Source organism: Acinetobacter nosocomialis NIPH 2119 (assembly GCF_000368085.1).
In the GTDB taxonomy this organism is placed as follows: domain Bacteria; phylum Pseudomonadota; class Gammaproteobacteria; order Pseudomonadales; family Moraxellaceae; genus Acinetobacter; species Acinetobacter nosocomialis.
On the sequence record NZ_KB849239.1, the window covers coordinates 3,772,832 to 3,796,224 of the forward strand.

19 protein-coding genes are annotated in these 23,393 nt (G+C 38.1%); 9 read left to right on the forward strand and 10 right to left on the reverse strand.

Going from position 1 to position 23,393, the window contains the following annotated elements; genetic code table 11:
• Positions 1–193 precede the first annotated feature (193 nt).
• The 4 genes from F984_RS21600 to yccS all read right to left on the reverse strand — a co-directional run bounded on the left by F984_RS21600 (position 194) and on the right by yccS (position 6,659).
• Positions 194–979: a YdcF family protein gene (locus F984_RS21600; protein ID WP_004712098.1), complete on the reverse strand. Its 786-nt coding sequence runs from the start codon at positions 977–979 to the stop codon at positions 194–196.
• A 126-nt stretch (positions 980–1,105) separates the two neighbouring features.
• Positions 1,106–3,652 (reverse strand): PepSY domain-containing protein, encoded by a 2,547-nt coding sequence (locus F984_RS21605; protein WP_004712099.1) that lies wholly within the window; start codon positions 3,650–3,652, stop codon positions 1,106–1,108.
• A 156-nt stretch (positions 3,653–3,808) separates the two neighbouring features.
• Complete coding sequence (locus F984_RS21610; protein ID WP_002051565.1) at positions 3,809–4,384, reverse strand: SdpI family protein; 576 nt, start codon at positions 4,382–4,384, stop codon at positions 3,809–3,811.
• A 100-nt stretch (positions 4,385–4,484) separates the two neighbouring features.
• Complete coding sequence (gene yccS, locus F984_RS21615) at positions 4,485–6,659, reverse strand: YccS family putative transporter (RefSeq protein WP_001982073.1); 2,175 nt, start codon at positions 6,657–6,659, stop codon at positions 4,485–4,487.
• A 127-nt stretch (positions 6,660–6,786) separates the two neighbouring features.
• On the opposite strand from yccS, the gene F984_RS21620 reads away from it, so the two are divergent.
• Complete coding sequence (locus F984_RS21620; RefSeq protein ID WP_004712101.1) at positions 6,787–8,001, forward strand: multidrug effflux MFS transporter; 1,215 nt, start codon at positions 6,787–6,789, stop codon at positions 7,999–8,001.
• Between the two features lie 27 nt (positions 8,002–8,028).
• On the opposite strand, the gene F984_RS21625 is transcribed toward F984_RS21620, so the two are convergent.
• Positions 8,029–8,733: a nitroreductase gene (locus F984_RS21625; RefSeq protein WP_001047584.1), complete on the reverse strand. Its 705-nt coding sequence runs from the start codon at positions 8,731–8,733 to the stop codon at positions 8,029–8,031.
• 508 nt (positions 8,734–9,241) lie between these two features.
• Here F984_RS21625 and F984_RS21630 point away from each other — a divergent pair.
• The 6 genes from F984_RS21630 to sbmA all read left to right on the forward strand — a co-directional run bounded on the left by F984_RS21630 (position 9,242) and on the right by sbmA (position 15,343).
• Positions 9,242–9,445: a hypothetical protein gene (locus F984_RS21630; RefSeq protein WP_002051146.1), complete on the forward strand. Its 204-nt coding sequence runs from the start codon at positions 9,242–9,244 to the stop codon at positions 9,443–9,445.
• Between the two features lie 182 nt (positions 9,446–9,627).
• Positions 9,628–9,768: a hypothetical protein gene (locus tag F984_RS22705; protein ID WP_079377098.1), complete on the forward strand. Its 141-nt coding sequence runs from the start codon at positions 9,628–9,630 to the stop codon at positions 9,766–9,768.
• A gap of 98 nt (positions 9,769–9,866) precedes the next feature.
• Positions 9,867–11,342, forward strand: a complete 1,476-nt coding sequence (locus F984_RS21635) for an alanine/glycine:cation symporter family protein (RefSeq protein WP_002051404.1) — start codon at positions 9,867–9,869, stop codon at positions 11,340–11,342.
• 166 nt (positions 11,343–11,508) lie between these two features.
• The gene (locus tag F984_RS21640) at positions 11,509–12,480 is read left to right on the forward strand and encodes a patatin-like phospholipase family protein (protein WP_002051248.1); all 972 of its coding nucleotides are present in this window, start codon (positions 11,509–11,511) and stop codon (positions 12,478–12,480) included.
• A 195-nt stretch (positions 12,481–12,675) separates the two neighbouring features.
• Positions 12,676–13,911, forward strand: a complete 1,236-nt coding sequence (locus F984_RS21645; RefSeq protein ID WP_004712107.1) for a threonine ammonia-lyase — start codon at positions 12,676–12,678, stop codon at positions 13,909–13,911.
• A gap of 235 nt (positions 13,912–14,146) precedes the next feature.
• Entirely contained in the window at positions 14,147–15,343 is a 1,197-nt protein-coding gene (gene sbmA, locus F984_RS21650) for a peptide antibiotic transporter SbmA (RefSeq protein WP_022575713.1), read from the forward strand.
• Between the two features lie 40 nt (positions 15,344–15,383).
• On the opposite strand, the gene F984_RS21655 is transcribed toward sbmA, so the two are convergent.
• Positions 15,384–16,133, reverse strand: a complete 750-nt coding sequence (locus F984_RS21655; protein ID WP_004712111.1) for a DUF4850 domain-containing protein — start codon at positions 16,131–16,133, stop codon at positions 15,384–15,386.
• A 125-nt stretch (positions 16,134–16,258) separates the two neighbouring features.
• Between F984_RS21655 and F984_RS21660 the strand changes: the two genes are divergently transcribed.
• Positions 16,259–17,326 carry a DUF1176 domain-containing protein gene (locus F984_RS21660; RefSeq protein ID WP_004712113.1) on the forward strand — a complete coding sequence of 356 codons (1,068 nt, stop codon included), beginning with the start codon at positions 16,259–16,261 and terminating at the stop codon, positions 17,324–17,326.
• Positions 17,327–17,409: 83 nt separating this feature from the next.
• Positions 17,410–17,928, forward strand: a complete 519-nt coding sequence (locus F984_RS21665) for a hypothetical protein (RefSeq protein WP_002051323.1) — start codon at positions 17,410–17,412, stop codon at positions 17,926–17,928.
• Positions 17,929–18,006: 78 nt separating this feature from the next.
• Here the strand turns inward: F984_RS21665 and F984_RS21670 are convergent, their stop codons facing one another.
• From F984_RS21670 to gatA, 4 genes are all read right to left on the reverse strand, one after another.
• Entirely contained in the window at positions 18,007–18,585 is a 579-nt protein-coding gene (locus F984_RS21670) for a DJ-1/PfpI family protein (protein ID WP_004712115.1), read from the reverse strand.
• A gap of 479 nt (positions 18,586–19,064) precedes the next feature.
• A complete protein-coding gene (locus tag F984_RS21675; protein ID WP_025469383.1) occupies positions 19,065–20,342 on the reverse strand; it encodes a HEPN domain-containing protein in 1,278 nt (425 codons plus the stop codon).
• A 60-nt stretch (positions 20,343–20,402) separates the two neighbouring features.
• Complete coding sequence (gatB, locus tag F984_RS21680; protein ID WP_004712122.1) at positions 20,403–21,872, reverse strand: Asp-tRNA(Asn)/Glu-tRNA(Gln) amidotransferase subunit GatB; 1,470 nt, start codon at positions 21,870–21,872, stop codon at positions 20,403–20,405.
• A complete protein-coding gene (gene gatA / locus F984_RS21685; protein WP_004712125.1) occupies positions 21,872–23,350 on the reverse strand; it encodes an Asp-tRNA(Asn)/Glu-tRNA(Gln) amidotransferase subunit GatA in 1,479 nt (492 codons plus the stop codon). Before gatA ends, gatB begins: the two co-directional genes overlap by 1 nt.
• Positions 23,351–23,393 lie beyond the last annotated feature (43 nt).

A 23,393-nucleotide genomic window follows, 5' to 3' on the forward strand; every position in this document is an offset into this window, starting at 1 on the left:
TTCTCTTTCTCTTTCTCTTTCTCTTTCTCTTTCTCTTTCTCTTTCTCTTTCTCTTTCTCTTTCTCTTTCTCTTTCTCTTTCTCTTTCTCTTTCTTAATTTTTAAGTTCAGATTTATTACTTTAAATTGTGATTGCTCTCTCGTTTAATAAAAGCTGCCATACCGTAAAGCAATAGCAGCTTTCTGAACCAAGATTAATACTCGTTTAGAATCCAGCCACTCGCGTACGCAAAGTATTCACGCAGCCAAGCGTTATAGCGACTGACTAAAGGAGTTTCGGCAGCAACTGTATAAATATGGGTATAGCCTTGTTTCTTTGCAATAGCTGCAGCTCTTGGGGTATGAAAGTCACTTGTAACAATTGCAATAGGTTGATCAATACTAATATGAGCTTGCTCAAGTAATGGTTTACTGTTTTTAAGGTTAAGTTCTGTACTTGTACTTTTGTCCTCAAGAATCATTCTTTCTTTGGCAATGTGAAAGTGCTGTTCAAGGTAACGAGACATAACTAATGCTTCGGATTCTTTCTCTGAAAAGTCTAAACCACCTGTTAAAACAACTTTTGCGTGAGGTTGTGAAAGGGCAACTGGAGCTGCTGTATCGAGGCGTTTTGCAAGAATGGCTGAAGGCTGTCCATTTTCGACACCACTACCTAAAACAATGATTGCTTTCACCGCGGGAATATTTTGGCCTGTATCTTTATTATCTTTAATAAAACTAAAAAAATAGCCTAAGCTAATCAACCAGATCCAGAAACATAACCATCCGAAACGCCAAACTGAATGCAGGCGATAGTGATAAAAGAAAAAACGTTCCAGATGATAATAAAATAAGGCATAGAGGCAGAAAAATGCCCCTAAGATTAAAGGAACAATTGTGCCTACATGAATTTTATTTAGGAAAGCTAGAAATAAGCCGTCTAAAAATAAAATTGAACCAATGATGGCCAAGAAAATCCGAATCCACTTAGTGACTTGCATTGTGTTTAGAGTTGCAATTTAAATTGCAGACAGTGTATGCAAAATCATTCCAAATTCAATGCTGATCGCAATAAAAAGCCGAGTAAAGCTTTTCGGCTATTACTCGGCTTTATTATTTATTGATGTTTAATAAACATCACGGCGATAACGACCTTGTTGTCTTAGCTCATCAACTTGTTCTTCACCTAAAATATCAATCAGTGCTTGATCTACTCCGCTAGCCATTCCTTCAATGCTTCCGCAAACATAAAGAACTGCGCCGCGTTCAATCCAGTTGGCCAATTCAACTGCATTTTGTTGAATGATATCTTGAACATAAACACGTTGCTCTTGATCCCGTGAGAATGCCAAATCAAGTCGTTTTAACATTCCCATTGTTTGCCAAGCTTCAATGGTTGATGCATAGAAGAAATCATGAGCGCGTTGGCGTTCACCGAAAATTAGCCAGTTTTCAGTATAGTTATGACGAGTTCGCGTATGAAGTAAACTCATTAAACCCGCGATTCCAGTTCCATTACCAATACAGATAATTGGACGATTATCATCGATCAAGTGAAAAGACTCATTGGTGCGAATACGTAATGCAATACTCTGATTAATTTCTGTGTATTGAGTCAGCCAGCCAGATCCTAACCCTAAATGACCAGATTCATCGGTTTGCTGGCGAACAACCAAACGAAGTACTTGCTGAGAAGGGATACTAGCAATTGAATATTCTCGTGTTGGTAGAGTAGGGAGTTGTTCTAATAAGTGGTCCAGATTAGCAAACGGTTCAATCTCACCCGTTAAATTTTTATTCCAAAGTGCTTTTTCAATGGAGATTTGTAGCGAGTCTACCACTGCATTTCTAAGAATATGATGGTGCTGTAAAAACTCATTAATACGTTCAGGGCTATTGCCCGGTTGTATTTCAGCAATGTCTCCAGCTTGCCATATAGCTTCATGATTTGCTGTAAGTTCAATATTGTAAGCTGGTTGCCCTAGACTATTTGGGTTGAGCAAGTCACGTTGTTGTAATATCCAATTATCAAACACTTTTTCAATATTAACAGCATGCAGCTCTAGTTTAGTTGCTTTTACAAGAGCTTGATTCCAGTTTTGAATATGTGTTGGATTTGCATTATCTACCTCGATAGTATCGAAGTAAGCTTTTGCACCATTGTTTTTAAGCCATCCATCTACAGTGTGACCAAAACTACAATATGTATCTGGGTATTCTTTTGAACCTAAGGCTAATATGGCATATCTGAGATGCTGAAGTTCTAATTTTGTTTTTAATAGCTTTTTTGCAAAATTAGAAGCTAAGTCTGGTGCCTCTCCAGTACCATAGGTACTGATCACAAAAAGAATTTGTTCATGTTCCCGTAAATCCGCTTCAGTTAACTGTTGTATAGATTTAACCTGAACAGGCTGATGTGCTTCTTGTAAGCTGGTTGCGGTACTCCACGCAAGTTGCTCTGCAACTCCTGTTTGGGTGGCATAAGTAATTAACCAAGGTTTCGCATTTTCATCAATGTAGTGACCAGCTAAAGACTGACGAGCTGCCTGTGTCAATTTTTTCTGTTTACGGCGTTTTAGATAAAGCATCCAACCGGTAACAAAGAATAATGGCATGGCTAAAGACGCAAGCATTGCTACAAATTGATAGACTGGTCCAAAAAAGCTGCCACGATGTACAGGTAACATGCTGCTCATGATTTTTTGATTAAGCTTTTTATCTCCATAAAGCTCCATCTTTTCAATATTGGCAGTTTTATAGTTATAGACAGCTTGGTTACGTGCACGCTCGTGTTGTGGCGTTGCATCTACAAAACTTAATTCAACTTTTCCATCGTCTTTTTTCGGTAAGTTTACTGTTAAAGTTGAATAGTCACGTCCAACTTGATTATTAAAACCGCTCCAGGTTTGGTTGAGGGCAGTAATCAGCTGAGTGCTATCTAATTTAGTTTCAGAAGATTTGTCTTTATTGCGTCCAGCTCCGCCATGTCCTTGTATTTTAGGTTGTTCTACACCTAATACTTTGAACATACCGCTACGCCACCAGTCATATGACCAGTATAGACCTGTACATGCAAAAAGAAGATAAAAAACAATAACCCAAGTACCTACGACAGCGTGTAAATCCCAAATAAAATTTCGACCTTTAAGTTTGGGTTTAACAGCAAGCCATTGACGTGCAGAGTGCTTCTTTGGCCAACGTAAATATAATCCGCTCAAAACAAAATAGATGAGCATTAAGGCACAAGCACCAGTAATTTGTTTACCGAACTCTCCAGCAGTTAAGTTTCGGTGAATTTGTTGAATTAATAAAAGTAACTCGCGACCTTTAACATCAGGCAATACCTGTGCTGTGTAAGGGTTGACCATCATATTGTAGCCACGTCGTTCGCCTTCTTTTTCAATATTGACAACAGAGGAGGCGGTAGGGTCTTTGGCAATCGTAATGCTATTAATTTTAATTTCTGGCTGGGTTGTTGCGAAATGTTGGTAAAGTTGAGCGGGGGTAAGCTTAGGAGTGCTTTCTGCTTGAACAACATAACTATCTGTATTTACCCATTTTAAAATTTGTTGATCATAAGAATAAATTGCGCCTGTAACACCCATAATAGATAAGATGAGGCCAGCACTAATACCCAGAAACCAATGAATTTGAAATAAAAACTTTTTAAACATGGTCGAAAATGTAAATATGATGGAGATCTTGTAACGAAGTATAGCCGAAGATTGCGTAGATAATATGGATTTTGGAGATAATATTAATTTTCATTATCATTTATTTTTAGCTTAATAAAAAACCTCCTATAACGGAGGCTTTTTAATGGGGTGAAATTATAAAGTTTTCGGTTCACCTACAGTTTCTTTCAAATGCTTACGAATTGTATTGAAAGAAAAGTTTTTAGAGTCCATGCGTTTAGGCAAGATATACGCACCTTGCTGTTCTTGGCCCTTAGGATCTTTTACTTTAAAGTTAACTAAAATAAAGTCAGGGGTGTTGTACCATTCATAGATGTTTTTCCATCCAATGGTCCCAACGCCTTCTTGTAATCCCATTTGCTGGCGCATTACGATACCGTGAGGTTGTACACCTAAGCGAATACCTTTGATTTCCTGTACAGGAAACTCATTCATCTTACGCTTAACGTACCATTCCAAACCATATGTGCGGCCAAGGTAATAAAGTACTACACCAACAATGGCTACCCAGCAAATCACTGTAGAATAGTTCTTAATAAAAATAAGACCTAAAATCGCAAGGGCTAAAATTACGCCCATAATTGCCCAGATTTTTGTGCTGATTTTATTGGTGCTGCGCCAGATAAGAAGTTGTGCATTACGTTGTTCAGCTTCTGTAACCTCGTAAGGAACTGGCTGAAGCGTATAAGCATATAAAGTTTTCGCGGTCATAGTGCAAATAACAAATTGTAAACTGTTTTAAGTTTAGCATTAATTGGCATAACTCAGGAAAGGATATTATGCCAATTTCATACTAAATTCCGACTCAAATTTATAATGATGCAAGTTCGCTGGCATCATTATCTAGATCATGACTTAGGCGTTGTTTCAACATACTAAATCGATTCAAAACACTTAGCATCAGTGATAACTGCTGTAAAATAATCAGTGATTTCTGGTCATCTTCATCATTTTGGCTTAAACGCTGACGTATCGTCTTAAGCATATTTTGTGCTGTCAAATCAGGCATTTCATCTCTTAACAGCGCACCTTGTATATCGTCTAATGCTTGATCTAAAACGTTAAGAACAGCTTGATCCTGAATCTTTTCTCTATGTGCTCCAAGTGCCGCGATATAACTTAAAAATGTATGATTAAGGCATAAAAATTCAAATATATCTGACTTGCGAGTAGGGTCAAAGTCAGGCTCTGTCGCTAATGTTGAAATAAGCGAGGCGACTTCAGCATCGGTATTATGAGCAGCGCGGCGAACAATACGATAATTGAGGGCATGATTATGTCCTTCGTGATATTGTTTTACCACTTCAGCTAAATAATTACATTGTGCTTGTAAAGAGCGTCGAATGCTGCGCGGTAGACGACGGAATTTCCAGTCAGGCCAAATAAAGGTGACACCAAACCACGCTAAAGCACATCCAATTAGGGTATCTACAAATCTAGGAATAGCCGCAGCGACTGCCGAGCCATCTAAGTTAAAGTTAATTAATGCCAAAATTGTGATGAAAGCGGTTGCTTGAGCATATTGCTTACTGCGTAACTCGAAAAATAGTACGCCGCTTAAGACCAGCATGACTAATTGTCCTTCTACGGAAGGTACGAGGAATACCACGCTTAGTCCGACAATAATTCCGACTAATGTCCCAACTATACGTAAACGTAAACGACGTTTGGTCGCGTTAAAGTTAGGTTGACTAACAAATAACGCTGTCAACATAATCCAGTAGCCATATTCGATTCGGGTGGTTTGAATAAATACATATCCAATAAAAAGAACAATCGAAACTCGAATGGCATGACGAAACAGTACAGATTCAGGTGTTAAATTTTGTTTTATTCGAACAACAATATCATTCCAACCTTTTAAATCATCATCTTTGAGTTGGTTTTCAGCCTGCTTTACTTTGTCTGACTGAATATGCTGTTCCGTTTCTAAGTTGAGTAATTGTGAGTCAATAGATTTTAAATTTCGGTATAAGGCAAAAAGAGCATTTACCCATAACAAGTCATACTGTTGATCTTTTCTTAATTTTTCTAAAGATAAGCGTAAGTTCTCAAAACTCTGTTTAAAACGTTTGTTATGGATATATGGTTTGCGTTGTAAAATACATTCATTCAACTCCTGGCAGGCTTTACCCTGAACCGCCAAAATACGCTGAAATCTGAATAAAATATCACTGTGCTGAAAAATCTTTGCTAACTTTTGATAGTCGATATGAGCAGAGTCTGCACGTTCATGAATATCTTGTGCGACAAAATAATAATGTAGGCTACGGCGAGTGTCTTTTTGTCCTCGGTCACCTTTTAAGCGGGTTAAAAGGGCGGTTTTAAGATCATTAAAAATAGTAATCAATTTGCCATTTTCTAATGAAAGATCAATCATGCTTTGCTGATAACTGGCAGGAGTCATATCAACATCAAATAAATTGGATTTGGCAAATAGGAAGTCACCTAACGAACCATAAGAGGCTGCTAGTTTGTCTTGAAGTTGGCGAACAGGAAATAATAAAAAGCTAATGGTTGCAATAAGTCCGTACCATGCTGCTCCCGCAACTAAAAGCGCTGGCTGAATATACCATTGGTCAAATAAATGAACCCCCAACATGGTATAAACCGAAACAACCAGACATCCATAAGAGATTGTCGCGTAACGGCGGCCTAGTGACCCGAGTAGAATCCAACCAATACAAGAGGCAATCAACCCTAGTGCAAAAAGCATTGGATAAGGGAAAAGTAATTGCACGGAAGCGGCAGTAATGAAGAAACCAATATAGGTGTAAATCAAATTCATGATTCGCACTGAAAAGCGATCATCAATATCACTTAAACCAGCTGCGACCACACCTAAAGTGAGGGGAATTGTTGCTAATTGATGGCCTAGAAAATAAGGCACGAACGCAGTTCCTGAAAAGGCAATCAGCATCCGCACGTTATACATAAATGATGTGTTATAAGTCGCTCTTTTTAGGCGTTTAAACCAAGATTTCAAATGAAGTCCTTGCTGATCAACCTGAGTGATAAAGGATTTGCGTATTTCTACACCAATGTTGCACAAATCATACGATAGACAGTGTAAGCTTGTCTGTATGCAAATGATTGAAAAATGAAATATCGTTATGTCTGAACAAACAGCCCAGCGTCAATATTCTATTGGCTGGATTATGTTGCTCGCTTTACTCACGGCTTTAGGGCCATTATCCATTGATATGTACTTACCTGCGTTGCCTCAAATGGCCCATGATTTTGGGGTGAGTACGCAAATGGTAGCAAATACATTGCCAGCTTATTTTTTTGGTTTAGCCATTGGACAACTGGTATATGGTCCTTTAAGCGACCGTATCGGTCGAAAAAAGCCTCTTTATTTTGGGCTTGCGCTTTATGCAGTCGCAAGCTTGTTTTGCGTGCTCGCTACAAATGAATGGAGCCTAATTGCTGCCCGTATTTTACAAGCTTTAGGTGGTTGTGTAGGTGTGGTTATGGCTCGTGCTGCTATACGCGATCGGTTAGATGTGCAAGGTTCGGCACAAGCTTTTTCTAGCATGATGATTGTAATGGGTTTAGCGCCTATTTTGGCACCTATGATTGGAGCTTGGATTTTAATCTGGTTTCCGTGGCAAGCGATTTTTATTGCGCTTTCAATTGTGGGCGCAATTTGTTGGCTATGTGTACATTTCTTTTTTAAAGAAACTTTGGCAACTGATAAGAGGCTCAAATTAACTCTATATCAAGTGGCTACCTTATATGGTGCTATTTTCAAAGATGCGAGCTTCCGTTTGTCTATGTTTGCAGGATGTTTAACAGGTGCAGCGCTATTTTGTTATATCAGCTCAGCTCCCGCCGTTTTTATGGATCAGTATGGGCTAAATCAACAAGAGTTTGCTTATGTATTTGGACTGAATGCTTTTGGCATTATGTTAATGTCATCTTTAAATAAGCACTTAACTACACGTGTTGAAATTACTAAGCGTTTAAAAGCCGGTTCAATGGTACAGGTGACAGGTGCAAGTATTGTGTTGATTGCTGGTTTAATTTCTGCAGCACCTTTATGGCTAGTAATGTTAGGACTGTTTTTAGCGATTTCAGGAATTGGTTTAACTGGACCAAATGCCATGGCTCTAGCCATGTCAAAGCAAGGTGCTCGTGCAGGAACCGCTAGTGCAATTATGGGCAGTATGCAATTTGCTTGCGGTTTATTGGGTGGCGTACTTCTTAACTTCCTTATTTGGTCTGCATCACTCAATATGGGAGTGATGATGGTGTTATTTACATTAAGTGGTTTTATTGTTGTTTTAAAAGCGACGCGACAAGCAAAAAGCCAAGCACTCTCTTGATTTTAAGAGAGTGGTTTGCTTGAGTCTTTAATCAAGAAAAACTGCAAAATTCTCTACAGGCTCTCTAGGCGTAATAAAAGTATTCACAATGTGTGCAGGGTCGGCATGACCTAGCGCAATTGCACATACCAACTCTTCGTCATCTGCTGCGCCTAAAATATCTAACACTAACGGATGGAAATGGTTCCAAGCGGCTTGAGGGCAGGTGTCTAATCCCCGAGCCTTGGCCGCGACCATGACATTTTGAATCATCATGGCGATATCCATTTTGGAACCAATTCCCATTGCTTTATTGACTGTAAAGAAAATTCCGACTGGTGCATCAAACAGTTTGAAGTTACGTAACTGCTGTGCAGCCATTTTTTCTTTTTCGCCCTTTTTAATTTCTAATAGACCATAAAGTCCCCAGCCATTTTCTCGGCGACGGTCAATAAAAGGTGAAATCCATTTTTCAGGATAATAGGCAAAAGTTTCTTTATATTGTTCTGCAAGTTCTGGATTTTTAGAAATCTCAATCTGTGCTGTACAAACACGCTCTACCATTTCATCACGTTTTTGTCCTGTCACGACATAGACTTTCCACGGTTGAGTATTGGTTCCTGAAGGTGCTCGGCTCGCGACTTTTAAGATATCCTTAATGATTTCGGGCTCAATGGGTGTGTTTAAAAAAGCACGGACAGAGTGTCGAGAGGTAATGGCCTCGTCAACAAGGCGGATTTGTTCCAGATTCATGAGGACTCCTGATCTTATTCTCAATGTTTAATGTTTATAAAAGTCTAATTTTGTGCGCCAAAATTGATGCATTTATAAACAAAAAATATTAGAAAAGTGATTTCCTTATATGTATGATGACTCGATTCGTTTAGACAAATGTCTAATCAATGAGAGTTTGAAAGTGTCATTTTAGATTTAAATAGACAAAATATTGTGACTTGTTTGGTCATTAAATTAAAATGAAAATAAAGTTTGAGTAAAAAATATTCAATTAGAAAAAAGGTAGAATATGTTTAAAAACAGTACAAAACAGATGGTTTTGTATGAAAAATAACCTTAAAGAGCATAATCTTTTAATGAAAAACATACACAAAATTTTAAATTTCTGCATAATACCGACTTTTTTACGCAGGTATGATTTCTCCATACTCACGTTAGGAAAAAGTAGTGGCTGCATAACAAAATACTTTTACAAAAAGGATTTTGTGCAGGAATGGAGAAATACACGAGGTATAAGGAGCTTTACATGAGTTTACCGCTCATCAACAAGCAGTTCATGAAACAAGGATTGGCGATTACCATTGCGACCATGAAAATGAACTTAACTCACGCAACGACTAAGCCACAAAAAATACAACAGCTTGGTACACATCTCAACGCACTCTTCTTGAATAACAAAGAAAGGGGCGCAGATAGTCGCGTCATAGCGATGGCTTGTTACAGTCTTTGAAATTTAAATCCAGTTTAGACATTCGCCCAAAAGTATATGTAAATATGCTTATTGGCTTAAATCCAGTTTTTATAACTCGATTAATTGATGGGAATCATTAATCGAGCTGATTTAGCGGTGGTCATTTGTTAGTTTCCAAGTTTGTAGCCGAGTCGATGCATACTGTTCACCCAAATGGGAATATGTTCAGTAATGCGATGAATTCATTTTATTTGAAGGATGCTTTCTCTCATGCGACCTTCAAAGGCTTAGTGCTGGGCATCATGTTGCTTAAACTTGTGACGATAATTGCTATTCAATTGACATTAAAAGTTTTTTCTTAAATGTACTGAAAAAGTCCCTATTGCTAGGGGCTTTTTTGTTTATTGCAGATTTTGGCTTGTGCTAATAGCACTTTAGCAAGAACGTAAGCGGACCGAGTATGAATGAACAACTCAATGCCACACTGATGTCGTGGGTAAAATTTTTTAATGACCCTTTATGGGATTTTCTGGTTATTTTCTTGCTGGCTGTCGGTATTTTTTATACGGTCTTAACAGGAGCAGTGCAAATTCGCATGTTCTTGCAAAGTATTCGTGTTATGAAAAGCAGTCGTACTGAAGGCGAAGACGAGCATGGTCTTACTCCTTTTCAGGCGTTCGTAACAGGCCTTGCGAGCCGTGTTGGGGTAGGTAACATTGCTGGTGTAGCAATCGCTATCGCAATTGGTGGTCCTGGTGCAGTGTTCTGGATGTGGGTAACCGCTGTTCTTGGTATGAGCTCGGCTTTCATTGAGTCTACACTTGCTCAGCTATTTAAAGTGAGAGACAACAAGAGCAAACAGTTCCGTGGTGGACCGGCTTACTATATTACTCAAGGTTTACGTAGTAAAACCTTTGGTGTAGTTTTCGCACTGGCATTAATCTTTACCTATGGTTTCGTATTTAACTCAGTTCAAATCAATGCGATTGCAAATGCATCTTCACATGCATGGGGTTGGGACAAAGCCAATCTTATTGCTCATTTAGGTGGTGTTGATTTAGAAATTTCTTGGGTTGGTCTTGCTCTTGTTGTGATGGTTGCATTGGCAATTTTTGGTGGTATTAAACGTATCGCTAAATTTGCAGAAATGTTTGTACCTTTAAAAGCGGGTCTTTACCTATCTGTTGCGTTGTATATTGCATTAAGCAACTATGCAATTTTACCTGATGTTTTAAAACTCATTGTAACTGAAGCTTTCCATTTCAATGCTGCGGCAGGTGGTTTCTTCGGTGCTGCCATATCAATGGCAATGATGCAGGGTATTAAGCGTGGTTTGTTCTCAAACGAAGCTGGTATGGGTTCTGCTCCGAATGCTGCCGCTGCTTCGGATGTAAAACATCCTGTAAACCAAGGCTTAGTGCAAATGCTGGGTGTATTCGTAGATACCTTCATTGTATGTACAAGTACAGCAATCATCATTTTGGTTTCTGGTGTTTATCATGATGCAGGCTTTGTTGGTGTTGAATTAACTCAACGCGCATTAGAGACTCAAGTTGGACACTGGGGTTCTGACTTCCTAGCAGTTCTATTATTCTTGTTCTGTTATTCTGCTGTATTAGGGAACTATGCTTATGCAGAAAGTAATGTGCAGTTCATTAATAACAACCCGAAAATTATGTTCATCTTCCGTATTTTTGTATTGGTGATGGTGTATTTCGGTGCAATTGGTAGTGTTCCATTAGTTTGGTCAATGGCTGACTTGTTTATGGGTATCATGGCTACTATTAACTTAGTCGCAATTTTACTATTAACACCTGTAGCTCGTACTTTATTGAAAGACTACCGTGAGCAATTAAAACAAGGTATTAAAGAACCAGAATTTAAAATTAATAAATATCCAGAGTTGAAGAAAAAAGTCGATTCAGATATTTGGTAATTTTCAAAAAAGCCTCTTAGAAATAAGGGGCTTTTTTTATGGAGCATAAAAACACTTGAGTATAAAATTTAAACATGACAAATTAAATAAATTCACTACAGCTTTTCACAAAATGAGCAACTAAAATTGCAATTCCGAAATTAATGTCATAGTGCAAAGATGGGCCATGAAACAGCTTAAATTGTGGGTTCTCGGACTTTCTATGGTGTTGGCTGGGTGCCAGACCACCTCACACTTATCTGCCTTAAAACCACAAACGGCAGAGGCATATTCACGTTTTGTTGACCAGCCTTTTGCACAGCTTAAGAAGCAGCATAAAAAACCAGTTGTCGCATTGGTGTTAGGTAGTGGAGGTGCTCGAGGTTATGCACATATTGGTGTTATTGAAGTCTTAGAGCAACATGGTATTCGCCCTGATTTTATCGTAGGAACTAGTGCAGGTAGTATTGTTGGGGCAATTTATGCCAGTGGAAAAACACCTGATGAACTGCGTGATACCGCATTAAAAATGAAAGCGGGTGACGTTCGTGATATCAGTATTGGTTTAAAAGGTTTTTTTGACGGGAAAAAAGTTGAAGACTATGTAAATCAGCAAGTAAATAATTTACCACTCGAAAAAATGAAAATTCCAATGTATGTGGTCGCAACAGAGCTTAAGCATGGTACCAAAACAGTATTTAACTACGGCAATACTGGGCAAGCTGTAAGAGCCTCAGCCTCAATACCAAGTATGTTTGTCCCCACTAAAATTGGTAAATCTGAATATGTAGATGGCGGTTTAGTGAGTCCGGTTCCTGTTGAAGTAGCACGAGACTTAGGTGCAGATGTCATTATTGCTGTAGATATTCTGGCTCAACCGATTTATACGGAAACCTCGAATGTATGGGGGCTGTTTAACCAGAATATTAATATTATGCAAGGGCGTTTAGCTGCTGAAGAGCTTCAATATGCAGATGTCGTGATTCAACCGGATTTAAGAGAAAAAGCGCATATTTTTGATGTGAAAGGCCGTGAAGCTACTATGCGAGCTGGTGTTGAGGCAGCAAATGCAAAACTGTCGGATATTCAGTTTGCGATTGATGAAAAAATAGCTGAACAGAATCTCTCTACCGATGGATTAAGCGCTCAGTCAAAATAAATTAAAAGCAAGTATATGAAAATTAAATAAAAGCCCGAGAAGGGCTTTTTTGTTGAAAAATAAAAGATTTGTATGTACTGACAAAAATTTTTGTATAGTGGAGTTATGCTGAAAACTACTCATGACAGATATGAGAAATTCATGCTATTTTCAAAAAAATAATTGATTTGTAACATATTGAGGCCGATTAATTAGATGATTCAGCAACAGGTAAAACATGAGTTTCCAACATTAGAAGATATACATGCCGCTGCAGAGCGTTTAGATGGTTTAGTGGTTAAAACGCCTTTTGTTTTTTCAGAAACCATTTCTAAAACTTTAGGGGCAGAAATGTGGCTGAAATTTGAAAATCTACAATTTACGGCTTCTTTTAAAGAACGGGGCGCATTAAATAAGCTTTTAAGTTTATCTGAGCAAGAAAAGCAACATGGTGTAATCGCTGCTTCAGCCGGTAACCATGCACAAGGCGTTGCTTATCATGCTCAGCGTACGGGTGTAACTGCAACCATTGTCATGCCTAAATCAACACCGAATGTAAAGGTACAACGTGTACGTGAATACGGTGCACGGGTTATTTTGCATGGACAAGACTTTTCAGAAGCTGCTGCTGAAATGCACCGTGTTGCCCAAGAAGAATCATTAACTATTATTCATCCTTTTGACGATGCTGAAATTATTGCTGGTCAAGGCACCATTGCACTTGAAATGCTAGGTGCCGTACCTGACTTGGACATATTGGTGGTCCCTATTGGCGGTGGTGGTCTCATTTCAGGTATTGCGATTGCGGCAAAATCGATAAATCCTAAAATTAAGATAATCGGGGTTCAGTCGGTTGTTTACCCAAGCATGGCGAAATTGCTTTGTAACTATCAAATTGCGGTTTCATTAGGTTCAACCGTAGCTGAAGGTATTGCGGTTAAAACTCCGGGTGAGCTTACGACCCAAGTGGCTAAAGAATATGTTGATGATATTGTGGTAGTCACTGAAGACATGATTGAAGAAGCGATTGCGCTGTTGCTTAACATTGAAAAAACAGTGTGCGAGGGAGCAGGGGCGACAGGTATCGCTGCAATTATGTCTCGACCAGATCTATTTTTAGGTCATAAAGTCGGCGTGGTGTTATCTGGGGGCAATATTGATACACGTGTAATGGTTTCTGTATTGCAGCGTCACTTAACGCGTACGGGGCGTATGGTTCGTATTCGTGTTGAATTACCAGATAATCCGGGGGCTTTAGCGCGTTTAACAGCAATTATTGCTGAGCAAGGCGGTAATATTTATGAACTGCGCCATGAACGCTTTGCCGCTACAAGCCGTGCAAAAGAAAGTGCGGTAAGTGTCGATGTTGAGTTAAAAAGTGCTCCAGATCTGGAACCTTTAATTCAGGCTATGCAGCTTGAAGGCTATATTGTTCGTAAAGAAGAGATTTAAACACCCATATTGCTATGATATAAAAGCTGTATATGGCTCTTAAGGGAGTCATATGCAAAGCAATTTAAACGGATTAAATTGCAACAAGGATGAATTTACAAAAAAACGATCAAATCCTTCAATGAAACGGGAAAAACTGACAATTCTCTAAACTTTGCCCTTCACAATTTTAAGGTTTAGGTTTTAGTATTCTCCTCATTGCAAATTTGAAGAAATATAGGGATAACAACGCTCAATGTTCAAATCTTTTTTTCCGTCACCACGGTATTTTTTTATATCGGCGGTTATTTGGATCGCACTAAATATGGTGCTCTGGTACACAGGTGGAAACACATGGGGAACTTTTATCGGCTTTGCTCAAGGCTATCATCAGGCTCAATTACCTGTTGGCGTTAGCCGTTTTTGGTCTCCAACTTTCTTATGGTTTTATGTCTGGTTTTTAGTCTCCACAGCATTGTTTGCCGGTTTTTGGAAAATTGTTTCTAATAATCCGTGGCAGCGTTGGTCTATCTGGGGATCGGCATTTATTTTATTTAATATCTGGTTTGGTGTTCAGGTCAGTGTTGCCATTAATGCATGGTATGTACCATTTTGGGACTTAATTCAAAAAATGCTTTCTGATGGAGGTGGAGACCTCTCAGCATTATACAGTGAAACTCTAGTTTTTCTTTATATTGCAATGGTTGCTGTGACCTTGGCCGTAATTAATGCTTTTTTCACCAGTCATTATGTATTCCGTTGGCGTACGGCAATGAATGAATACTACACAGAACATTGGGAAAAGCTTCGCCATATTGAAGGTGCTTCGCAGCGTGTACAAGAAGACACCATGCGTTTTGCAACTATTATGGAGGACTTGGGGGTTGAACTGGTAAAAGCTGTGATGATTTTAATTGCATTTTTACCTATTTTATTTCAGCTCTCTAAACACGTTCCTGTTTTACCTATTGTTGGTGAGTTAGATCACTCTTTGGTATGGGCCGCAATTGTATGGGCAGCTTTTGGTACCATTTTATTAATGGTTGTTGGTATTAAATTGCCTGGTCTACAATTTAACAATCAAAAAGTAGAAGCAGCTTATCGTAAAGAACTAGTTTATGGTGAAGATCATATTGAACGTGCAAAACCGGCTACTTTAAAAGAGCTTTTTAGTCGAGTCCGTACAAACTATTTCCGTCTTTATTTTCATTATGCTTACTTTAACTTGGTAGCAACTTGGTATAAGCAATTAGACATTTTATATAGTCTAGTTGTCTTATTCCCTGCAATTGCGAGTGGGAAGATGACGTTAGGCTTAATTAACCAAATTGGTGGTGTATTTGATAAGGTTCGTGAATCATTCCAATATTTAATTAGTTCATGGAAAACCATTATTGAGTTACTTTCGATTTATAAGCGTTTAAAAGCTTTTGAGTCTATATTGCATAAATAAAAGAAAACCCGCGAAAGCGGGTTTTTTTATGGCTATTGATTTAATGGGTTGCATTATAAAAATTAAGGATAGGGCCAACCAAAGACTGCTGCGACTTATCTAAGGTGACTTGAATCTCTTTATAGTTAAAAGTGTCCTCATCATCATATTTGGCAATACCATGCGTTTTATTGTTCAATTGAGGAATTTGGTAGCTAAAAAAAGCTACTTTTTTAGAAGGATGAACAATATTAATGAGTTTTTTAGGGTCTTTGAATCCGCCAAATTCATTTTCAACACTTTCTTTTAACAGTTCAGGAAAATAAAGCGTTGCATTTGGTAATCCACAACCAACGCAAAAAGAAGAGTCATAAAGTTCTATCGCTTGTTTTTGATCTGGACTCATTGCTAAAGCAAAACCAGTTCCATTTGCACCTGCATTTGCTTGTACATCTTGCCAATTTCTTGGAACCAGTACTAAACCTGTTTCAGGTAATGCAAGAAGCTTGAGTTGCTTGGCATGTTGAGCATCAAGTTTAAAATTAAAGCTGCAGCTTTTAAGCGTGCATTTTTCAAAATTTTTAAGTAAACCATCTTCTATTGGGTTCTGTGCCGTAACGCCATAAAAAGGGACTGCAACGCCGTTTAAAAAATTTGCTTCTCCAAGCTTGTAGAACTGATTATCTGCTTTGCGGGTTGCAGCAGAGCTATAAAATTGGGGGAAATGAGGAGTAAAGTTTTTTACTTCTGCATAAACAGTTGAATTTAGGCTGACTAATGATGCCCATAAAAAAGAATTTAATTTTTTCATTTTTAGAAAGTAATCAATTTAAAATCTTATATAAATCTAACATATTCTTTTAAACTATAAGGTAATTCAAAATTGAATACTGTTTTTAACTTCATAATAAAAACAGACTTATAGAGATATGGAAAATGAAAAATATACTTTCAATTTGCTGCTTAGCGGCAATAAGTTCTTATAGTTTTGCTCAAGACATTAAAGGCATTTCATTTTCTCATCAAGAATGGGAAATTTATTGTAGTAATACAGGTACTTGTAAGGCTGCTGGCTATCAAAATGAAGACAATGGTGATAATCCAGCTTCAATTTTAGTAACGCGTAAAGCAGGGCCAAAACAACCTGTGCAAGTTGAGTTTGCTTTGTCTGACTATGAACAAAGCATACCTGTAAAGCAGCTTAAAAATATCCATTTTTATATCAATGGCAAAGATTTAGGGCTTGTGTCTGTAGATGGCACTGAGTTGCCAATTATGGGTAAGCTAAACGGTTCGCAAGTCAATGCTCTACTACAGCAGTCCAAACAGAAGACTGAAATAGTATTTAAAAATGCGCAGCATAAATGGAAAATTTCCGATGCTGGAATGACTGCCGTATTATTAAAGATGGATGATTTTCAGAAGCGTATCGGAACGGTTGGGGCTTTAGTCAAAAAGGGCAGTACCAATGAAAATCAAGTGCTTATGCCTGAGCCAAAACTAGTTGTGAAGCGTATTCGTACTTCAACCAAACCTTACTTAACTTTACAGCCAAAAAGTAAACAGTACCAAGCAATATACCGTAGTTTGATGGCAGCTAAGCCGAATCCGAAAGAAGACGGCTTTTGTGAAGGCGTTTATGGTGGGAATAGTGATGGAGCTGAACCACAAGAAATTGAACTATATAAATTAACCAATAAGAAAGTTTTGGCGACTACCTTGTGTTGGAGAGGTGCTTATAACGAAGGGTATGGTGCTTGGGTACTAGATGAGTCTTTAAACGGTAAAGCGACTTTTGTGACTGAGACAGCTTCAGATTTTGATAGCGGTTTGATTAGTAGTGCTCAAAAGGGAAGAGGCATTGGAGATTGCTGGGCAAGTGAAGAGTGGGTATGGGATGGTAAGAGTTTTGTACACACGAAAGATATGTGGACAGGCATGTGTAAAGGCTTGGCAGCAGGTGGAGTGTGGGAGCTTGATCGAATAGAGTCTGTGGTGAAATAAGTATTTTGTGGTTACAGAGTCATAACAGGTAACGTTAGTGACTCTGTGATAAAAAGAACAGATTATTTATTGGAGCTAGACCTATGTCACGTCATCTTTACGCTATTGCTCGCCGTAAGTTTTCACACCTGAGCCGTTCAATATGTGTGGCGGCGGCTGTACTAGGCACAACACAAATTGCAATGGCTGGTCCAACGGTCGATCAGCTCAGTGATTGTTTAGTTAAAGCAACGACAGCTTCAGATAAAACCACGGTGCTTCAATGGACATTTACCGCTTTAGCGGCTCATCCAGATTTAAAAGCATTTAGTAATGTAACGCCTGAGCAAAAAGATCAGTTAGACCAAAAACTGGCTCAAGTTTTACAGCGGATAATTGTAGAGCAATGTTCTGCTCAAACAAAGGCCGTGATTAAAGCAGAAGGTGTGAAGGCAGTTGGAGAAGCTTTCCAGCAGTTAGGTCAAAGTGCTGGTGAAGATATTGTTAAAGACCCAGCCGTTAAACAGCAGTTGCAGGGCACATTACGCTATATTGATTTAAATAAATTGGTGACAACGTTTTTAACACCAGAAATTTGGAATAAATTAGGAATTACAAGATAAAAAATCTAGTTTTCTATTTTAATAATAAAGCCTGCTATCTAAGTGCAGGCTTTATTGTATTTGAGATGAAGAATCTTATTAGATACTAATCTTAGCGCCTAAAACTTTCACAAATTGTGCTAACCAAGCTGGATGTGCAGGCCAAGCTGGAGCAGTCACCAAATGCCCATCGGTAACGGCATCAGTTACAGCAATGTCTGCATATTGCCCACCTGCTAATTTTACTTCGGCTGCACATGCTGGATAAGCCGAGCAGAGACGGTCTTTTAAAATGTCTGCCGCAGCGAGTAACTGAGCGCCGTGGCATACGGCTGCAATTGGTTTTTTCACTCTATCAAATTCACGTACAATTTCGACAACACGTTCATTCATACGTAAGTACTCTGGCGCTCGACCACCCGGAATAACTAGACCTACATAGTCTTTAGTATTAACGGCATCAAAATCATAGTTAATTGCAAAGTTGTGGCCACGTTTTTCGCTATAAGTTTGTTCACCTTCAAAATCATGAATAGCCGTCGCAATATGGTCGCCGTTCTTTTTATTCGGGCAAACAGCATGCACGGTATAACCTAAACCTGTTAAGAACTGAAATGGAACCATAGTTTCATAGTCTTCAGCATAGTCACCGACTAACATTAAAATCTTTTTAGACATGATTTATCTCTCTTTTTAAAATATAAGTGATTTCAATTTTTAATTTAAATTAGCACAGCCGCTATGTGTTTTTTTAGAAAAAAGAATATTCTTTAGTCGAAGTGTATCTTGTAGGTCATATAAAAAAGCCCCGATAAATCGAGGCTTTTTCGTTGAGTTAGCTAATGAAATTAACCAATCAATTTTGTTTGACCAAAGGTGTGATTCAGGCTCAAGGGGATAAGGTACTTGGAGGCGATTTTCAATAGTTAGTCACAATTTTTTTGGAAATATTATTAAATATCAAATTTTTATATTGAGTCTTGCTCTATATTGATTTAAATAAATTGGTAACAATGTTTTTAACATCAGTCGTTTGGAATAGTTTTTGGAATAATTACCGAATAGGTTTTTAAATGATAACCATGAAATATAAATATATCTTAAGTCTTCGTATTTCCTAATGACGAAGACTATTGTGTTGATTGTATAATATATTTTTATTTAAACTTCTCATTAAGTAAAAAATCTTTGAAGTCTTGAATAGAATATAATTTTCCTTCTTGAATTAATGTAATAATACTAAGAATCGAATATGCTAAGTATTTCTTGATCATTCGTAAGTCAGCGGTTTCTATATTTTTATTTCCACCATGAGCGATACCACTTCGCTGTTGATATAAATATGTAATATTTTTAAAAATATTTTTTCTACTCTGTAAATTAGTTGACAGTAAAAAAGCGCAACTTTCTGCTAAATTTTTTGTTATATTTTCACGATGATCCAGGGTGAATAAAGCCTCTAGACCTATAGCATAAAATAAAAAACTTTTACGATTTTCTTTAGAGTTAGCAGCATCAGCAAACCAATTAATAGCGTTTTGTAAATTATTAATTAAATCGAAGTGATATTTTTTACTATAAAGGGGGAAGCTATAGTTTTTATAAATTTTATCAACATTACTAAATTCATTATTTTCTAAGCTAAAAGATGCGCCATGCAGTAACTTTTGAGAAGTCAGACCGATACTATCTTCAGTGTAATTAACTCTTATTTGAATTTCATCTTGATTAGTTTTTTCAAAACCTATTTTATGATTCAAGTTAGAGCTTATGCTGATAGCAAAAATAATCTCATTAAGAAAATTTTGAGCATCTTGAATACTTTGAGCATAGCTTAAATCATCATCACCTAAGTTTGATACCTCAATTACTGAAAAATTATTATATTCTTTGATTTTATCGGTTATTTTGTCTAAATAATATGATCTATTTTCATTTAGTCCATTTTCTTGGATTTTGATTTGTTCGGTAATTTTAAATAAGTGGTTTTCTATTTTTTCTTTAAAATAATTGTTGAATTGAGATATACAAATATTATCAACTTTGACTTTATTATGTACATGTAATCCATAAACTTTGAAATAGTAAGTTGTATTTCTAACTTTAAGTTTTTCTAGCTTGACTAGGATGGAATTAAAATCATCAACATTTACAGGTGTTTTTGTAATTAAGAAATCTTCATAGATCGGTCTAATTTCTTTCTCAATCGTCTTTAGGGAAACAAAATTATTTAACCCTTTTAAAGTTAAAATTTTTAATAAAAAACAATTCCAATATTCTTCGGCTTCTAGACTAAATACATACGCAGTCTTTCCTAAGATTAGACGACCATCTTTTTTTCCATATTCTGTATGATCAAAAGTGCAAGAATCTAATTTTTTAAATACTTCGTCTAAATGTCTTTGATTTTGTAAATTTAATTTTTCAAGTTTCATATAAAAACCCCACATGAAGTGGGGATTTTATATCATTAAATCAATTAACTAGCCAATAAATCAACCAATCAATTTTTTCATTAATTCATTTACTTGCGCAGGGTTAGCTTTCCCTTTAGATGCTTTCATGACTTGACCAACAAGACCGTTAAAGGCTTTTTCTTTACCAGACTTGTATTCTTCAACCATTTTTTCATTGGCTGCAAGTACTTCTTTAATGATTGCTTCAATTGCACCAGTATCGGTTTCTTGCTTTAAGCCTTTTTCCGCAATAATGTCATCGGCAGATTTACCTTCCGATTCCCACATAAAACCAAAGACTTGTTTAGCAATCTTACCGCTAATGGTATTGTCAACAATACGTGCAATCATGCCGCCAAGCTGTTCAGCAGAAACAGGTGAGTCAGCCAAATCTAGGCCTGCTTTGTTTAAAGCACCAGAGAATTCACCCATTACCCAGTTTGCAGCAATTTTACCTTGCTTCGCACCACCAGCCGCAGCAACAACAGCTTCATAGAAGTCCGCCATTTCGCGTGAGAGCGTAAGTACGTGTGCATCGTATTCAGTTACACCAAAGTCTGCAATAAAGCGTGCACGGCGTGCTGCTGGCAACTCAGGCATAGTTGCTTTGATGGCCTCAATTTGCTCATCTGGAATAATTACTGGTAACAAGTCTGGATCAGGGAAGTAGCGGTAGTCATTCGCTTCTTCTTTAGAACGCATAGAACGCGTTTCCATTTTATTTGGATCGAACAAACGAGTTTCTTGATCAATTTCGCCGCCCCATTCCAAAATTTCCATTTGGCGTTCAATTTCCACATTGATCGCTTGCTCAATGAAACGGAATGAGTTGAGGTTTTTAAGCTCACAGCGTGTGCCAAACGGTTGTCCCGGACGACGTAAAGACACGTTACAGTCCGCACGGAATGAGCCTTCAGCCATGTTACCGTCAGAAATACCTAACCAACGTACTAATGTGTGAATCGCTTTGATATAAGCAACAGCTTCTTCAACCGAACGCATGTCTGGTTCAGAAACGATTTCAAGCAAAGGCGTACCAGCACGGTTTAAGTCAATGCCAGACATACCTTCAAATTGGTCGTGTACAGACTTACCCGCATCTTCTTCAAGGTGAGCACGAGTTACGCCAATACGTTTAGTCGTACCATCTTCAAGTTGAATGTCGATGTGACCCAAGCCCACAATCGGGTTATCCATTTGGCTAATTTGATAGCCTTTTGGTGAGTCAGGGTAGAAGTAGTTCTTACGTGCAAACACAGATGCTTGGTCGATGTAAGCATCAATACCTAAACCAAAACGAATTGCAAGATCAACCACTTTTTCATTCAAAACTGGAAGTACACCCGGCATTGCTAAGTCTACCAGGCTCGCTTGTGTATTTGGGTCTTGACCAAATTCAGTCGATGAACCAGAGAAAATTTTAGAATTGGTTGCAAGCTGAGTGTGAATCTCAATACCAATAACGACTTCCCAACCGTCAATCAATTTCAACTTTTGAGCTTCAGCCATTATGCATTCTCCTCAGCAATTGCCGCACGTTTGGTGTGCCAGTCAGTGTTTTGTTGATATTGATGAATAATTGACAACAGTTGTGATTCTGACCAGTAGTTACCAATTAATTGTAAACCTACAGGTAAGCTGTCTTTATCAAAACCAACAGGAGCATTAATGGCTGGTAAGCCTGCTAAGTTCACTGCAAGTGTATAGATATCGCCTAAATACATTTCAGTTGGACTTAAGTTCGCACCGATTTTATATGCAGTTGTTGGCGCAGAAGGAGCTGCAATCACATCTACATTTTCAAAGGCTTTTAAAAAGTCTTGTTGAATTAAACGACGTACTTTCTGTGCTTTCACATAATAAGCATCGTAATAACCTGCAGAAAGCGCGTATGTACCAATAAGGATACGACGTTGAACTTCTGGACCAAAGCCTTCTGAACGAGAACGTTTATAAAGATCCATCAAGTCTGCTGGATTTTCACAGCGGTAACCGTAGCGAACACCGTCATAACGTGACAAGTTAGAAGATGCTTCCGCTGGCGCGATGAGATAATACGTTGGTACATAAGCTTCGGTCATGTTGAGGTCAATCTCAACAAGCGTTGCACCCATTTCTTCAAGCTTTTTCAAAGACTCTTCAACACGTGCTTTTACGTCGGCATCTAAACCTGCAACGTTAAAGTACTGTTTAGGAATACCAATACGTAAACCTTTTACGGATGTGCCATTTAAGTTTGCAACGTAGTCATCAACTTCTTTTTTAACCGAAGTTGAGTCTTTTGCATCATGACCTGCAATTACATTCATGAGGTAAGCACAGTCTTCAGCAGAGCGTGCCATTGGACCCGCTTGGTCTAAAGATGATGCATAAGCAATGATACCGAAGCGAGAAACACGACCATAGGTTGGTTTTAAGCCTGTTAAGCCACAGAAAGACGCAGGTTGACGAATTGAGCCACCTGTATCGGTACCTGTAGCAAATGGTGCTAAATCAGCAGCTACAGCCGCAGCCGAGCCACCTGATGAACCACCAGGTACATGGTCAAGTGCCCAAGGATTGCTTGTTGCGCCTACATATGAGCTTTCAGAAGTTGAACCCATCGCAAACTCATCCATGTTCACTTTACCTAAAGTGACAAGACCAGCTGCTTTAGTTTTTTCAACAACAGTTGCATCGTAAGGAGAAATAAAATTATCTAATATTTTTGAACCAGCAGTGGTTTTAATGCCTTTGGTACAAAAGATATCTTTGTGAGCAAGTGGAATACCCGTTAAAGCAGTTGCATTACCTGCTTTTAAAGCTACATCGGCTGCGTCAGCTTCAGCAAGTGCTTGCTCAGGTGTAACCGTCACATAGCTTTTTACCAGTGGGTCAATTTTAGCAATACGTTTTAAATAGTGTTCAGTCAGTTCGCGAGACGAAAACTTCGCTTGGCTTAAGCCTTCAGCAAGTTCGCGAATTGATAAGCGATGTAAATCAGTCATGAGTAAAATTTCTTTACATTCAAAATAGGGAAGATGGGTTAAT

Bases quoted from the DNA above. Each gene is read 5' to 3' on its own strand.
- F984_RS21655 (WP_004712111.1), bottom strand. From the start codon at position 16,133: ATGAAAAAATTAAATTCTTTTTTATGGGCATCATTAGTCAGCCTAAAT.
- F984_RS21600 (WP_004712098.1), bottom strand. From the start codon at position 979: ATGCAAGTCACTAAGTGGATTCGGATTTTCTTGGCCATCATTGGTTCA.
- F984_RS21610 (WP_002051565.1), bottom strand. From the start codon at position 4,384: ATGACCGCGAAAACTTTATATGCTTATACGCTTCAGCCAGTTCCTTAC.
- F984_RS21660 (WP_004712113.1), top strand. From the start codon at position 16,259: ATGAAAAATATACTTTCAATTTGCTGCTTAGCGGCAATAAGTTCTTAT.
- F984_RS21635 (WP_002051404.1), top strand. From the start codon at position 9,867: ATGAATGAACAACTCAATGCCACACTGATGTCGTGGGTAAAATTTTTT.
- F984_RS21665 (WP_002051323.1), top strand. From the start codon at position 17,410: ATGTCACGTCATCTTTACGCTATTGCTCGCCGTAAGTTTTCACACCTG.
- gatA (WP_004712125.1), bottom strand. From the start codon at position 23,350: ATGACTGATTTACATCGCTTATCAATTCGCGAACTTGCTGAAGGCTTA.
- F984_RS21670 (WP_004712115.1), bottom strand. From the start codon at position 18,585: ATGTCTAAAAAGATTTTAATGTTAGTCGGTGACTATGCTGAAGACTAT.
- F984_RS21625 (WP_001047584.1), bottom strand. From the start codon at position 8,733: ATGAATCTGGAACAAATCCGCCTTGTTGACGAGGCCATTACCTCTCGA.
- sbmA (WP_022575713.1), top strand. From the start codon at position 14,147: ATGTTCAAATCTTTTTTTCCGTCACCACGGTATTTTTTTATATCGGCG.
- F984_RS21605 (WP_004712099.1), bottom strand. From the start codon at position 3,652: ATGTTTAAAAAGTTTTTATTTCAAATTCATTGGTTTCTGGGTATTAGT.
- F984_RS21630 (WP_002051146.1), top strand. From the start codon at position 9,242: ATGAGTTTACCGCTCATCAACAAGCAGTTCATGAAACAAGGATTGGCG.
- F984_RS21640 (WP_002051248.1), top strand. From the start codon at position 11,509: ATGAAACAGCTTAAATTGTGGGTTCTCGGACTTTCTATGGTGTTGGCT.
- gatB (WP_004712122.1), bottom strand. From the start codon at position 21,872: ATGGCTGAAGCTCAAAAGTTGAAATTGATTGACGGTTGGGAAGTCGTT.
- F984_RS21645 (WP_004712107.1), top strand. From the start codon at position 12,676: ATGATTCAGCAACAGGTAAAACATGAGTTTCCAACATTAGAAGATATA.
- F984_RS21620 (WP_004712101.1), top strand. From the start codon at position 6,787: ATGTCTGAACAAACAGCCCAGCGTCAATATTCTATTGGCTGGATTATG.
- F984_RS21675 (WP_025469383.1), bottom strand. From the start codon at position 20,342: ATGAAACTTGAAAAATTAAATTTACAAAATCAAAGACATTTAGACGAA.
- F984_RS22705 (WP_079377098.1), top strand. From the start codon at position 9,628: ATGTTCAGTAATGCGATGAATTCATTTTATTTGAAGGATGCTTTCTCT.